The organism is Shewanella morhuae, assembly GCF_003028295.1.
Classification (GTDB): domain Bacteria; phylum Pseudomonadota; class Gammaproteobacteria; order Enterobacterales; family Shewanellaceae; genus Shewanella; species Shewanella morhuae.
On sequence record NZ_PYSG01000003.1, the window covers coordinates 191,104 to 205,097 of the forward strand.

At 45.7% G+C, this 13,994-nt stretch carries 7 protein-coding genes, 6 tRNA genes and 3 rRNA genes; 3 read left to right on the forward strand and 13 right to left on the reverse strand.

The genetic code is table 11. The annotated features are described in order from the left end of the window. Positions 1-24: 24 nt before the first annotated feature. The 5 genes from tuf to C9I43_RS15515 all read right to left on the reverse strand — a co-directional run bounded on the left by tuf (position 25) and on the right by C9I43_RS15515 (position 1,691). Positions 25-1,209, reverse strand: coding sequence for an elongation factor Tu (gene tuf, locus C9I43_RS15495; RefSeq protein WP_107884340.1), 1,185 nt, complete (start codon positions 1,207-1,209; stop codon positions 25-27). Positions 1,210-1,326: 117 nt separating this feature from the next. Further along, positions 1,327-1,402, reverse strand: a tRNA-Thr gene (locus C9I43_RS15500). A gap of 8 nt (positions 1,403-1,410) precedes the next feature. Next, positions 1,411-1,484, reverse strand: a tRNA-Gly gene (locus tag C9I43_RS15505). A gap of 37 nt (positions 1,485-1,521) precedes the next feature. Continuing rightward, positions 1,522-1,606: transfer RNA gene (locus C9I43_RS15510), tRNA-Tyr, on the reverse strand. Between the two features lie 9 nt (positions 1,607-1,615). Next, a tRNA-Thr gene (locus C9I43_RS15515) sits at positions 1,616-1,691 on the reverse strand. Between the two features lie 233 nt (positions 1,692-1,924). On the opposite strand from C9I43_RS15515, the gene coaA reads away from it, so the two are divergent. After that, positions 1,925-2,875 (forward strand): type I pantothenate kinase, encoded by a 951-nt coding sequence (coaA, locus tag C9I43_RS15520; protein ID WP_107884346.1) that lies wholly within the window; start codon positions 1,925-1,927, stop codon positions 2,873-2,875. 10 nt (positions 2,876-2,885) lie between these two features. On the opposite strand, the gene birA is transcribed toward coaA, so the two are convergent. From birA to C9I43_RS15555, 7 genes are all read right to left on the reverse strand, one after another. Next, positions 2,886-3,848, reverse strand: coding sequence for a bifunctional biotin--[acetyl-CoA-carboxylase] ligase/biotin operon repressor BirA (gene birA / locus C9I43_RS15525; protein ID WP_107884348.1), 963 nt, complete (start codon positions 3,846-3,848; stop codon positions 2,886-2,888). After that, positions 3,841-4,866: a UDP-N-acetylmuramate dehydrogenase gene (murB, locus tag C9I43_RS15530; protein WP_107884350.1), complete on the reverse strand. Its 1,026-nt coding sequence runs from the start codon at positions 4,864-4,866 to the stop codon at positions 3,841-3,843. The genes birA and murB overlap by 8 nt, the downstream gene beginning before the upstream one ends. 196 nt (positions 4,867-5,062) lie before the next feature. Beyond that, positions 5,063-5,178, reverse strand: a 5S ribosomal RNA gene (rrf, locus tag C9I43_RS15535). 183 nt (positions 5,179-5,361) lie between these two features. Next, a 23S ribosomal RNA gene (locus C9I43_RS15540) occupies positions 5,362-8,266 on the reverse strand. A gap of 373 nt (positions 8,267-8,639) precedes the next feature. Beyond that, positions 8,640-8,715, reverse strand: a tRNA-Ala gene (locus C9I43_RS15545). A 137-nt stretch (positions 8,716-8,852) separates the two neighbouring features. Next, positions 8,853-8,929 (reverse strand) — tRNA-Ile (locus tag C9I43_RS15550). A 148-nt stretch (positions 8,930-9,077) separates the two neighbouring features. Further along, positions 9,078-10,620 (reverse strand): 16S ribosomal RNA (locus C9I43_RS15555). The 16S, 23S and 5S rRNA genes sit together here with 2 tRNA genes alongside, the layout of an rRNA operon. A gap of 670 nt (positions 10,621-11,290) precedes the next feature. On the opposite strand from C9I43_RS15555, the gene C9I43_RS15560 reads away from it, so the two are divergent. Then, the gene (locus C9I43_RS15560; protein WP_076501317.1) at positions 11,291-11,752 is read left to right on the forward strand and encodes an RNA-binding protein; all 462 of its coding nucleotides are present in this window, start codon (positions 11,291-11,293) and stop codon (positions 11,750-11,752) included. A gap of 36 nt (positions 11,753-11,788) precedes the next feature. Here the strand turns inward: C9I43_RS15560 and murI are convergent, their stop codons facing one another. Further along, positions 11,789-12,613, reverse strand: coding sequence for a glutamate racemase (murI, locus tag C9I43_RS15565; protein WP_076501318.1), 825 nt, complete (start codon positions 12,611-12,613; stop codon positions 11,789-11,791). A gap of 230 nt (positions 12,614-12,843) precedes the next feature. Between murI and trmA the strand changes: the two genes are divergently transcribed. Next, positions 12,844-13,941 carry a tRNA (uridine(54)-C5)-methyltransferase TrmA gene (trmA, locus tag C9I43_RS15570; RefSeq protein WP_107884353.1) on the forward strand — a complete coding sequence of 366 codons (1,098 nt, stop codon included), beginning with the start codon at positions 12,844-12,846 and terminating at the stop codon, positions 13,939-13,941. Positions 13,942-13,994: the final 53 nt, after the last annotated feature.

The window sequence follows — 13,994 nt, forward strand, 5'->3', positions numbered from 1 at the left end:
TTAGTGTGTCGCTAAATTTTGCTATTAAGCAAAAATTTTCGCTACTACACCAGCACCAACTGTACGGCCACCTTCACGAATTGCGAAGCGTAAACCTTCGTCCATCGCGATTGGACAAATCAAGGTCACTTTCATCTTGATGTTGTCACCAGGCATTACCATCTCTACGCCTTCTGGCAATTCGATAGTACCTGTCACGTCCGTTGTACGGAAGTAGAACTGTGGACGGTAACCTTTGAAGAATGGAGTGTGACGTCCGCCTTCTTCTTTTGACAGAACATAGATTTCTGATTCAAAAGTTGTGTGTGGGTTGATTGAACCTGGTTTAGCCAACACTTGACCACGTTCTACGTCATCACGCTTAGTACCACGTAATAACACACCACAGTTCTCGCCTGCACGACCTTCGTCAAGCAGTTTACGGAACATTTCAACACCAGTACAGGTTGTCTTAGTCGTGTCACGGATACCAACGATTTCTACTTCGTCACCAACGCGAACAATACCACGCTCAACACGACCAGTTACTACTGTACCACGGCCAGAAATTGAGAATACGTCTTCGATTGGCAGTAGGAACGGCTTATCGATATCACGTTGTGGTTCTGGAATGTAAGAATCTAGTGCTGCTGCCAGCTCAAGAATTTTTGCTTCCCACTCTGGCTGACCTTCTAGGGCCTTCAGAGCTGAACCTTGAATAACAGGTAAATCATCACCTGGGAAATCGTATTCTGACAGAAGTTCACGCACTTCCATCTCTACTAATTCCAGTAATTCTTCGTCATCAACCATGTCACACTTGTTCATGAACACAATGATGTATGGTACGCCAACTTGACGAGAAAGCAGGATGTGCTCACGTGTCTGTGGCATTGGGCCGTCTGTTGAAGCCACAACCAAAATAGCGCCGTCCATCTGTGCAGCACCAGTGATCATGTTTTTAACATAGTCGGCGTGACCTGGGCAGTCTACGTGTGCGTAGTGACGTGCTGGTGTGTCATATTCGATGTGAGAAGTATTAATAGTAATACCGCGCTCACGCTCTTCTGGAGCGTTATCGATTTGAGCAAAGTTTTTCACTTCGCCACCATAAGTCTTAGCCAGAACTGCTGAAATAGCTGCAGTTAGAGTGGTTTTACCATGGTCAACGTGACCAATGGTGCCCACGTTTACATGGGGCTTAATACGTTCAAATTTAGCTTTAGCCATGGTAATGCCTCAGTCCAAGAATATTGGTGATGAAAACTAACATATAGAAAAAATCCGATGCATTAAAATGACATCGAACCGTTTATGTTTAGGCGTAGGAGCTAACTTTAGAGAGGCTGGTGCTGATAGGCAGATTCGAACTGCCGACCTCACCCTTACCAAGGGTGTGCTCTACCAACTGAGCCATATCAGCAACTAATTTGGAGCGGACAGCGGGAATCGAACCCGCGTTATCAGCTTGGAAGGCTGGAGTAATACCATTATACGATGTCCGCGCAACCTAACTTAGGCTACCTAACTACCTAGAAAAAGTGGTGGAGGGAGAAGGATTCGAACCTTCGAAGGCTGAGCCGTCAGATTTACAGTCTGATCCCTTTGGCCACTCGGGAACCCCTCCACAGAAATATGGTGCCGGCACCAAGAGTCGAACTCGGGACCTACTGATTACAAGTCAGTTGCTCTACCAACTGAGCTATGCCGGCACATCATTTCGGAACGGGATATTAGGTAAATGTGCTGTCAAGTGCAAGCAAAAAAAGCGTAATTATATAAAAAAGTGCTCAAACGTTGTTTTTTTACACGCAATTTATCTTCCTGGAGCAATTAAACAGCAAATGCAGCTAATGATGGCATAAACACACAGGCTACCCTCTATTTAGTATTGTTCCGAATAATCTCATAGTGTACTGTGCCTTTCCTAAGCTGAGGAAAGCCAATGACTTCTAAAAATTCAATTCAAAAAGCACTCTATCTTGCCTTTGAGCGGTTTCAATGGTCTGAACTGCGAAATTCAGTGCCGCTTACATTAAGTGAGCAAGACTTGGAGAACCTTAGAGGCATTAATGAGAAAATCTCATTATCGGAAGTTACCGATATTTATCTACCGCTGAGTCGGTTACTTAATTTAATCGTCAAAGCCAAACAGCAACGCGGTTTAGTTGTTGATGAGTTCCTAGGCCAAAAGCCGTCAAATAGCCCTTATATCATTAGTATTGCAGGTAGTGTCGCTGTAGGGAAAAGTACCACAGCACGTATACTACAAGCACTACTTCGACACTGGCCAGAGCACTCGAAAGTAGAACTAGTTACCACGGACGGCTTTCTTTATCCACTGGCGGACTTAAAACGCAAAGGACTATTACAGCGAAAAGGGTTTCCAGAAAGCTACGATATGAAAATGCTGGTAGAGTTTATTTCAGCAGTTAAATCTGGCCGGCCACATGTTAAAGCCCCGATTTATTCACACGTGACCTATGATCGTGTTAAAAATCAACAACAGATAGTCTCTCAGCCAGATATCTTAATTCTAGAAGGCTTAAATGTATTACAAACAGGACTAGATTCACCTGTCGATACACGCCGTCCTTTTGTATCTGACTTTGTTGATTTTTCTATCTATGTAGATGCTGAAGAACCACTTTTAAAACAGTGGTATAAAGAACGTTTCTTGCAGTTTCGCTCTGGCGCTTTTAGCGATAAAAAATCTTATTTCCACCATTACTCGACGCTCACAGATGATGAAGCAAATACCATAGCCGCCAATATTTGGGATACGATCAACGGACCAAACCTGCAACTCAATATTCAACCCACCCGTGAGCGGGCTCATTTAATTCTAAAGAAAGGCCAAGATCATTTAATGTCACATGTACTAATGCGAAAATAGCTCTACATCGTTATTCTCGAGCCCTTAAGCTAATTTCTCCGCCGATAAACGCTTTAGTACCTTCGGCGGTTTCAAGCAATACAGCACCCTGCTCATCAACACCACGACAAACTCCCTCGACCGTGTTTTCACCTATCAGTAAGCGTATTTCACGCCCATAAAATAAATCAGCGGCTTGCCAACGTATCTTGAAAGCGCTTAGCCCTTCACGCTCAAATAACTGAATATCACGTTTTAGTTGCTTCTGTAGCTCAATAACAAGGTCTGTCTTGTTTGGCATAGTCGCCAATGCCGATAAGTCACTCCAAGGCTGATCGATACCTTTGCCTTGCTCTTCTGACATTGCCATATTAATACCAACACCGATGATCAGCTGGCACTCACTATCAACTTGTCCTGACATCTCAATCAAGATCCCCGCAAGTTTCTTATGATCCAAATAGATATCATTCGGCCACTTAACGCCAATATTTTCCACTCCAAAGGATTTAAGCACCTCCACCAAAGTACAAGCCACGACTAAACTTAATCCCATAGCCTGCGTCATGCCCTGTGGAAATGACCAGAAAAGTGAAAAATATAAATGATGCCCGTAGGGTGATACCCAAGTTCGACCACGGCGACCACGCCCTGCAGATTGATACTCTGCCACACACACATCGCCATTTTTTAACTCGGTTGTGTGCCCCAACATAAAGCCATTAGTGCTGGCGATTTCATCAAAATAAAAACACCGATTATCAATGGATTGCACTAAATTTGATGCATCAATCAACGAGATAGGACTCGCCAATTTATATCCTCGACCTTTCACGCTATAAATTGCCACACCGTAGTTTTCTAAGGTATCAACATGCTTATTTACTGCGGCGCGCGAAATACCGAGTTCACAGGCTAACTGCTCACCTGAAACAAATTGCCCACTAGATAATAAAGCTAATATCTGCCGTTTTCTTCCCCAATGCTCAGACATATAGATCTCCTTCCCCATCGGCACCTATGATTCTAGGTTCAGCTTCTAGCACAACGCCAAATTTGTCCTGCACTTGCGCAATAACATGCAAAGCTAAACGACAAATATCTTGACCCGTTGCACCACCACGATTGACAAGCACTAACGCCTGTTTATCGTGTACAGCCGCATTACCTAGTTCAAACCCCTTCAATCCAGCTTGTTCAATCAACCATCCTGCAGCGAGTTTCACTGCCCCATTTGTTTGTGCATATCCCACTATGGTAGGAAATCGCTGCGCTAAATCCATATAATAAGCGGCACTAACAAGCGGATTTTTAAAGAAACTACCCGCATTACCCAGCACTGTCGGATCAGGGAGCTTCTCACTTCGCACCTGACAAACTCGATCAAAAATCTCACGAGCCGAAACCGTCGCAGAATCAAATGATTGCAATGGACCATAGGCTAAACGTGGTTGCCAGTTTTTGGTTAAACGAAATCCCACTGCCGTAACCACGGCAAGATTACGTAATGTATCTTTGAAAACAGATTCTCGATAGGCAAACTGGCATTCAGCTGCACTGATGCGCACAAAATCTCCCGAAACTAAATCAAGATATTCAACCCAGTGGCATACATCACACAGTTCAACTCCATAAGCACCAATATTCTGGATCGGTGCAGCACCAACCGTACCAGGAATCAACGCCATGTTTTCCAATCCAAACATGCCATGTTCAAGTGTAAACTGAATGAGTTCATGCCAATTTTCACCCGCTTCAACCTCGAGGTAAAACGCCTCTTCATCTTCAGATACTTTTATCCCTTTAGATAAAACTCTGACAACGGTGCCGTAAAAGTCCTGTGTAAAGACCAAATTGCTACCGCCCCCCAAGATCAGCATAGACGTTTGTTGTTGCCATAGTGGCAGACAAACTGCCTTTATAGCCTCTTTTGAGTGAACCTCAATAAGATCTGCGCAATATTGTGCTAAACCAAAGGAATTTAATGACTTAAGACTATGAAGGAGAGACATATATTTGATCAATGACAATAAAAATACATTGTAACCGCTAAAAGTGATGATTGCAGCAAATGAGGAAATGTACAGATGAAGTCGCAACAAAGACAGCGGCTTTAATGCACAAAAAACATTGTTTATACCAAATCACAGATGCAAAAAAGCCAGCTTATTCAGCTGGCTTCGTTACATCTCATCGAGATAATTAGGCGCTTGGCGATGACCTACTCTCACATGGGGAGACCCCACACTACCATCGGCGCGTTTGCGTTTCACTGCTGAGTTCGGGATGGGATCAGGTGGTGCCACAAGGCTATTGTCACCAAGCAAATTCTGTTTATTACCGTGTCCATCACTGGCTCACGCTAATAATAATTCGGAAAGCTGATTTCTTGCTTGAGTTCGACAAGTACAAGCATGTACTTGATGTCATAAATGCAGGAGCATTATATGACCACTTTATTAAGTGTCACTATTCGTCTAAGGCCATATAAAACCCATCTGGGTTGTATGGTTAAGCCTCTCGAGTCATTAGTACATGTTAGCTCAACGCCTCACAACGCTTACACACCATGCCTATCAACGTCCTAGTCTCGAACGGCTCTTTAGAGGAATTAAATTCCTAGGGATGACTCATCTCAGGGCTCGCTTCCCGCTTAGATGCTTTCAGCGGTTATCGATTCCGAACGTAGCTACCGGGCAATGCCATTGGCATGACAACCCGAACACCAGCGGTTCGTCCACTCCGGTCCTCTCGTACTAGGAGCAGCTCCCTTCAATCATCCAACGCCCACGGCAGATAGGGACCGAACTGTCTCACGACGTTCTGAACCCAGCTCGCGTACCACTTTAAATGGCGAACAGCCATACCCTTGGGACCGACTTCAGCCCCAGGATGTGATGAGCCGACATCGAGGTGCCAAACACCGCCGTCGATATGAACTCTTGGGCGGTATCAGCCTGTTATCCCCGGAGTACCTTTTATCCGTTGAGCGATGGCCCTTCCATTCAGAACCACCGGATCACTATGACCTACTTTCGTACCTGCTCGACGTGTATGTCTCGCAGTTAAGCTGGCTTATGCCATTGCACTAACCGTACGATGTCCGACCGTACTTAGCCAACCTTCGTGCTCCTCCGTTACTCTTTGGGAGGAGACCGCCCCAGTCAAACTACCCACCAGGCACTGTCCCGAACCCCGATAAGGGGCCGCGGTTAGAACATCAAAACTACAAGGGTGGTATTTCAAGGACGACTCCATCATGACTAGCGTCACAACTTCATAGTCTCCCACCTATCCTACACATGTAGGTTCAATGTTCAGTGCCAAGCTATAGTAAAGGTTCACGGGGTCTTTCCGTCTAGCCGCGGGTATACGGCATCTTCACCGCAATTTCAACTTCACTGAGTCTCGGCTGGAGACAGCGTGGCCATCATTACGCCATTCGTGCAGGTCGGAACTTACCCGACAAGGAATTTCGCTACCTTAGGACCGTTATAGTTACGGCCGCCGTTTACCGGGGCTTCGATCATGAGCTTCTCTTGCGATAACCCAATCAATTAACCTTCCGGCACCGGGCAGGCGTCACACCGTATACTTCCTCTTGCGAGTTTGCACAGTGCTGTGTTTTTGATAAACAGTTGCAGCCACCTGGTATCTGCGACTCCCGTCAGCTTAGAGAGCAAGTCTCATCACCAACAGGAGCGTACCTTCTCCCGAAGTTACGGTACCATTTTGCCTAGTTCCTTCAGCCGAGTTCTCTCAAGCGCCTTGGTATTCTCTACCCGACCACCTGTGTCGGTTTGGGGTACGATTCCCACTAACCTGAAGCTTAGAAGATTTTCCTGGAAGCATGGCATCAACTACTTCAGTCCCTTAGGACCTCGTCATCAGCTCTCAGTCTGCACACTAAAGTGCGATTTCCCGGATTTGCCTAAGAAATCAACCTACCACCTTAAACGCGGACTACCAACGCCGCGCTAGCCTAGCCTTCTCCGTCTCTCCATCGCAGTTAGCGGAAGTACAGAAATATTAATCTGTTTCCCATCGATTACGCCTTTCGGCCTCACCTTAGGGGTCGACTCACCCTGCCCCGATTAACGTTGGACAGGAACCCTTGGTCTTCCGGCGAGGGGGTTTTTCACCCCCTTTATCGTTACTCATGTCAGCATTCGCACTTCTGATACCTCCAGCGTGGGTTACCCCTTCACCTTCAACGGCTTACAGAACGCTCCTCTACCGCGCAGTCCTAATGGACCGCACCCGTAGCTTCGGTGACTAGCTTAGCCCCGTTACATCTTCCGCGCAGGCCGACTCGACTAGTGAGCTATTACGCTTTCTTTAAATGATGGCTGCTTCTAAGCCAACATCCTAGCTGTCTAAGCCTTCCCACATCGTTTCCCACTTAGCTAGTACTTTGGGACCTTAGCTGACGGTCTGGGTTGTTTCCCTTTTGACGACGGACGTTAGCACCCGCCGTCTGTCTCCCGAGTAGTACTCACTGGTATTCGGAGTTTGCAAAGGGTTGGTAAGTCGGGATGACCCCCTAGCCTTAACAGTGCTCTACCCCCAGTGGTATTCGCTCGAGGCGCTACCTAAATAGCTTTCGAGGAGAACCAGATATCTCCGAGTTTGATTGGCCTTTCACCCCCAGCCACAAGTCATCCGCTAATTTTTCAACATTAGTCGGTTCGGTCCTCCAGTTGATGTTACTCAACCTTCAACCTGCCCATGGCTAGATCACTCGGTTTCGGGTCTACACCTTGCAACTAAACGCGCAGTTAACACTCGGTTTCCCTACGGCTCCGCTATTCGCTTAACCTCGCTACAAAATGTAAGTCGCTGACCCATTATACAAAAGGTACGCAGTCACGGTCTCAAGAACCGCTCCCACTGCTTGTACGTATACGGTTTCAGGTTCTATTTCACTCCCCTCACAGGGGTTCTTTTCGCCTTTCCCTCACGGTACTGGTTCACTATCGGTCAGTCAGGAGTATTTAGCCTTGGAGGATGGTCCCCCCATATTCAAACAGGATGTCACGTGTCCCGCCTTACTCGTTTTCATCTATGGTTAGTTTTCATGTACGGGGCTATCACCCTGTGCCGCTGAGCTTTCCAACTCATTCCACTAACACCCCATAGACTTAAGGGCTAATCCCCGTTCGCTCGCCGCTACTAGGGGAATCTCGGTTGATTTCTTTTCCTAAGGGTACTTAGATGTTTCAGTTCCCCTCGTTCGCCTCTACACACTATGTATTCATGTGCAGATAACAGCTTATGCTGCTGGGTTCCCCCATTCGGACATCGTTAGCTCAAATGCTTGTTACTAGCTCGCCAACGCTTTTCGCAAGTTACTACGTCCTTCATCGCCTCTGACTGCCAAGGCATCCACCGTATACGCTTAGTCGCTTAACCATACAACCCAAATGAGTTTCACTCATCTGCGCCGCATTGCGACCAGCTTGGTTTTACTTGTCTCACTCCCGACCAGGAAGTGGACGCGCCTTAGACGTGAAATACTCTGCCACCACAGCAAAATACTTCACTTTGAATATTCAAGACACTTAATAAAGTGTTTGAGAACTCATGATGCACGTGTTTCCACACTTACATCGGTTTGTAATTAACATAACGACAGACATCATCATGTTAATCACTATCAGCTTTCCAAATTGTTAAAGAGCGGGCTTAAAAAAGCCAAAGATAATTTTTCATTTTATCTTTGGCATCTCTATCCATAATGCATATCACTCGTTTTCGGTATAAACCAGTCAAAACAAGCAGTAAATGGTGGAGCTATGCGGGATCGAACCGCAGACCTCCTGCGTGCAAGGCAGGCGCTCTCCCAGCTGAGCTATAGCCCCATTTACATGCAGTGCGAGTAAGTAAGATGTTCCAAACCTCTAAAAGGATTGGTTTGCCAAATCAAGTTCCCACGGCAAATTAACGCGACGTTTAGTTCACTAAACGAGTGTTAATTTAACAAAGGAGAACAAAGATTTGGTGGGTCAGAGTGGACTTGAACCACCGACCTCACCCTTATCAGGGGTGCGCTCTAACCAGCTGAGCTACAGACCCATCTTTGATAAACCTATTTAACTAGGTTCATCTTTTACTCTTTCTTCTATCAAGCAAATCTGTGTGAACACTCAAAAGGTACGCGGATGTACCGAATGTCGAAAATGCAGGAGCATTTTTCGACCAAACATTAAGTTAGTCGCATAGGTAAGGAGGTGATCCAGCCCCAGGTTCCCCTAGGGCTACCTTGTTACGACTTCACCCCAGTCATGAACCACAAAGTGGTGAGCGCCCCCCCGAAGGTTAAGCTACCCACTTCTTTTGCAGCCCACTCCCATGGTGTGACGGGCGGTGTGTACAAGGCCCGGGAACGTATTCACCGTGACATTCTGATTCACGATTACTAGCGATTCCGACTTCATGGAGTCGAGTTGCAGACTCCAATCCGGACTACGACGAGCTTTGTGAGATTAGCTCCACCTCGCGGCTTTGCAACCCTCTGTACTCGCCATTGTAGCACGTGTGTAGCCCTACTCGTAAGGGCCATGATGACTTGACGTCGTCCCCACCTTCCTCCGGTTTATCACCGGCAGTCTCCCTAGAGTTCCCACCATTACGTGCTGGCAAATAAGGATAGGGGTTGCGCTCGTTGCGGGACTTAACCCAACATTTCACAACACGAGCTGACGACAGCCATGCAGCACCTGTCTCACAGTTCCCGAAGGCACAAGTCCATCTCTGGTCTCTTCTGTGGATGTCAAGAGTAGGTAAGGTTCTTCGCGTTGCATCGAATTAAACCACATGCTCCACCGCTTGTGCGGGCCCCCGTCAATTCATTTGAGTTTTAACCTTGCGGCCGTACTCCCCAGGCGGTCTACTTAATGCGTTAGCTTGAGAGCCCAGTGTTCAAGACACCAAACTCCGAGTAGACATCGTTTACGGCGTGGACTACCAGGGTATCTAATCCTGTTTGCTCCCCACGCTTTCGTGCCTGAGCGTCAGTCTTTGTCCAGGGGGCCGCCTTCGCCACCGGTATTCCTCCAGATCTCTACGCATTTCACCGCTACACCTGGAATTCTACCCCCCTCTACAAGACTCTAGTTCGCCAGTTCAAAATGCAATTCCCAGGTTGAGCCCGGGGCTTTCACATCTTGCTTAACAAACCGCCTGCGCACGCTTTACGCCCAGTAATTCCGATTAACGCTCGGACCCTCCGTATTACCGCGGCTGCTGGCACGGAGTTAGCCGGTCCTTCTTCTGTAGGTAACGTCACAGTAACGGGCTATTAACACGCTACCTTTCCTCCCTACTGAAAGTGCTTTACAACCCGAAGGCCTTCTTCACACACGCGGCATGGCTGGATCAGGGTTGCCCCCATTGTCCAATATTCCCCACTGCTGCCTCCCGTAGGAGTCTGGGCCGTGTCTCAGTCCCAGTGTGGCTGATCATCCTCTCAGAACAGCTAGGGATCGTCGCCTTGGTGAGCCATTACCTCACCAACTAGCTAATCCCACCTAGGTTCATCCAATCGCGAAAGGCCCGAAGGTCCCCTTCTTTCCCCCGTAGGGCGTATGCGGTATTAGCAGTCGTTTCCAACTGTTATCCCCCTCGACTGGGCAGATCCCTAGGTATTACTCACCCGTCCGCCGCTCGCCGCCTCAGGAGTAAACTCCCTTGCGCTGCCGCTCGACTTGCATGTGTTAGGCCTGCCGCCAGCGTTCAATCTGAGCCATGATCAAACTCTTCAATTAAAGTTTTTTGCTTCTCAACTTCTTATAAATAAGAAGCCAATCAGCGGCTCAATGAATTCTGATTTTTTGTTTCCACATCCCTATAAAGGAAGCAGAAACAAACTGTACATATTGCTATGAACACTCATTGTTACATTGATTTAAATTTTTGACTGCCAACCCGAAGGCTAAGCAGTTTCGATTAACTCAACACCTGTGAGTGTCCACACAGATTTGCTTGATAAATTGTTAAAGAGCGTTGACCACACACTGATTTCTCAGCGGGTCAGGGCTGCGTATTCTACGCATTCCCGTTAGTGCGTCAAGTAGTTTTTTCAACTTTCTCAACACCCATCGTTAGCTTGCTAACCGATGAACTGACTTAGTTTGATTTGCTTAACTTGCGTTACGCTCATCACCGTGTCAGTGGATGCGCATTATAGGGAGATTGAGAAAGTGCGCAAGCGCTTTTTGTAGTTCATTGAATTGTACGTTGATATTTTAAACGTTATGCCTGTTTTTTAGCTTAAATACCCCTTTCATAATGAATAGATGTGCTTTTTTAGCTAATAATTGATAATTCACGCTCAATATTTCAGCAATGCTCTAGTGTAAAAGTAAATAATTCATTACCATATGACTTGCTGTTAACAGTTATTTATCAATTTTCCATTCATCAGAGAGCATTCTTATGCAAAAGTCATTTCTTATTGTTTTGATAGTCGCCATTGTTGGCGCATTTGTGCTATTTCAGTTCGCACCGACCCTGCCGGCTTATATTGCCTTTGTTGCAGGTGTTATTGTGACTAGCCTTATTTTCAAACTTGTTCCAGAGACTTCATCATCTCATGTTACAGAAGAACAATATGTTGGTCCTACTATGACACTATATGTAGGTAACCTGCCTTATCGTGTACATGAAGGTGAAGTAAAAGTATTATTTGGTGAGTTTGGTCCGGTGAACTCTGTGCGTTTGGTCAGAGATCGTAAGACTGGTCGCCGTAAAGGGTTTGGTTTTGTCGAGATGTCAGAATCTGGTGCTCAGAAAGCTATGGTTAAACTGAACGACTATAGCTTCCAAGAAAGAACCTTAAAAGTAAGAGAAGCAAAAACACAAGATTCAGAAGCTGCTGATCGTACTACTGAAGAATAGCCTTACCGTTAATCGATTTTGTGTGACGTTATAAGTTTAGTTGGTTGTGGTGATTCGTTCGATAGTAGAAAAGCCACAATCAATTAATGTTCTTATTAAACCTTCACTGATTTCCGCTTTAGTATAGAACGCCTGCATTACTGACGGCCCTACAACCTCTCTTCCATCAGTTACTCTATTCCCTTCTACAATTAGATTTTGTTGTGTTAGAAGCGTAACAACTCGTTTTGCAATCGCGGCGCCAGAATCCAATAGCTTTACACCCGCTCCCAGCACTTGCTGTAATTCTGCTTTGATTATAGGGAAATGAGTACAGCCCAACACCAGAACATCCAAATTCGCAGCCACAATAGGGGTAAGTAACTCTGTTAGTCTTTGCGTGTTGATCACACCTGTCGCCACTTTTTGTTCCGCCATCATGACTAATTCAGAACAACCAAATAATTCAACATGGCAATCATCGGCAAATTGGCTAATGAGCTCGTGGGTATAATGACGCTTGACGGTACCAGGCGTAGCTAAGAGCCCAATACGTTTACTTTTTGATATTAGTGCGGCAGGTTTAATCGCCGGGACTACACCTACAACTGGGATCGTTAAATGTGTGCGTAATACCGGTAGTACAACTGTGCTTGCAGTATTGCAAGCCACAACAACTATCGCAGCATTGGTACGCTCGACGAGTTCACAGACTAATTTTACGCAACCAGCAATTAATGCCTGTTCCTCTAACTCCCCATAGGGCAATCTCGCATTATCAAAAAGATAACAATAATCACTATGGGGTAAAATGTTACGGATTTCTGCCAATACAGATAAGCCGCCAATACCAGAATCAAACACTAATATAGGTCGCGACAAGCGAGTCTCCCGTTTTAGATAACAACGAATAGGTAATACAGATTAAAACGACCATAACCTCAACCATTCGATAGCTTATTTACCGATTGAGTTCAAGAAAACCAATAGAGCCCACTCAAACTCGCGGATTTTCCCATAGCTTTGCGAAAAGCGCAAAAGCAAGATACTGGACATTCGTGTCACCTAGTATAATATTTGCGCCCCAATTTACAGCAACGGTGAATCAAACAATGAACTTAGCAGCAATGGACCCTCAGACCTATGATACGCAATTAGAAAACAAGCGTATTAAGCTAGAACAAGCCTTTGCCCAATTTGAAACACCGAATGTTGAAGTTTTTGCCTCAGAGCCGGCCAACTACCGTATGCGCGCCGAGTTTCGCATGTGGCATGACGGTGACGACTTATACTATTACATGTTCGACAAAGTATTGAATGAGAAGGTGCGGTGCGATCAATACTTGCCAGCGAGCGAGCTCATTAATCAGATGATGTCGGCTTTGATTGCCGAGCTAAAACCAAATCCAAGTTTAAGGCATAAGCTGTTCCAAGTGGATTTTTTGTCAACGTTAAGTGGCGAGATCCTCGTGTCACTGCTTTACCACAGACAGCTTGATGAGCAATGGTGCACTGATGCCACTGCACTAAAAGCTAAGTTAAGCAGTCAATTTAACGTCAACATTATCGGCCGAGCCCGTAAACAAAAAATTGATTTAGATAAAGATTTTGTAGTTGAGTCATTACAAGTCAATAATAAAACACTCTTATATAAACAAATTGAAAATAGCTTTACTCAGCCCAACGCTAAAGTTTCTGTAAAAATGCTCGAGTGGGCTATCGATGCAACTCACAACAGTGAAGGGGATTTACTGGAGCTTTACTGTGGTAATGGCAACTTCTCTATCGCACTGGCGCAAAATTTTAATCGCGTATTAGCCACCGAGCTTGCTAAGCCTTCTGTAGATGCGGCGCAATACAATATCGAAGTTAATGGTATTGAAAACTTGCAGATTATTCGTATGTCAGCTGAAGATTTTAGTGATGCAATGGCGAAGAAACGCAGCTTCAGACGTTTAGAAGGTATCGATCTTGATAGTTATGTTTGCAACACTATTTTTGTCGACCCACCACGAGCGGGTATCGATCCTGATACGCTAGCATTAGTGCAAGGTTACGAACGTATTTTATATATTTCCTGTAATCCTGAAACTTTAAAAGACAATCTGCAACAGCTGAACCAAACCCATAAAGTAACCCGTTTTGCCTTATTTGATCAGTTCCCTTACACGGACCACATGGAAACGGGGGTATTGCTAGAACGTCGTTAACCGCGTTAAATCTACTCAGTCGAATATCGAGAACTTTCGAATATAACAACAAA

Bases quoted from the DNA above. Each gene is read 5' to 3' on its own strand.
- coaA (WP_107884346.1), top strand. From the start codon at position 1,925: ATGACTTCTAAAAATTCAATTCAAAAAGCACTCTATCTTGCCTTTGAG.
- tuf (WP_107884340.1), bottom strand. From the start codon at position 1,209: ATGGCTAAAGCTAAATTTGAACGTATTAAGCCCCATGTAAACGTGGGC.
- C9I43_RS15560 (WP_076501317.1), top strand. From the start codon at position 11,291: ATGCAAAAGTCATTTCTTATTGTTTTGATAGTCGCCATTGTTGGCGCA.
- murB (WP_107884350.1), bottom strand. From the start codon at position 4,866: ATGTCTCTCCTTCATAGTCTTAAGTCATTAAATTCCTTTGGTTTAGCA.
- birA (WP_107884348.1), bottom strand. From the start codon at position 3,848: ATGTCTGAGCATTGGGGAAGAAAACGGCAGATATTAGCTTTATTATCT.
- trmA (WP_107884353.1), top strand. From the start codon at position 12,844: ATGAACTTAGCAGCAATGGACCCTCAGACCTATGATACGCAATTAGAA.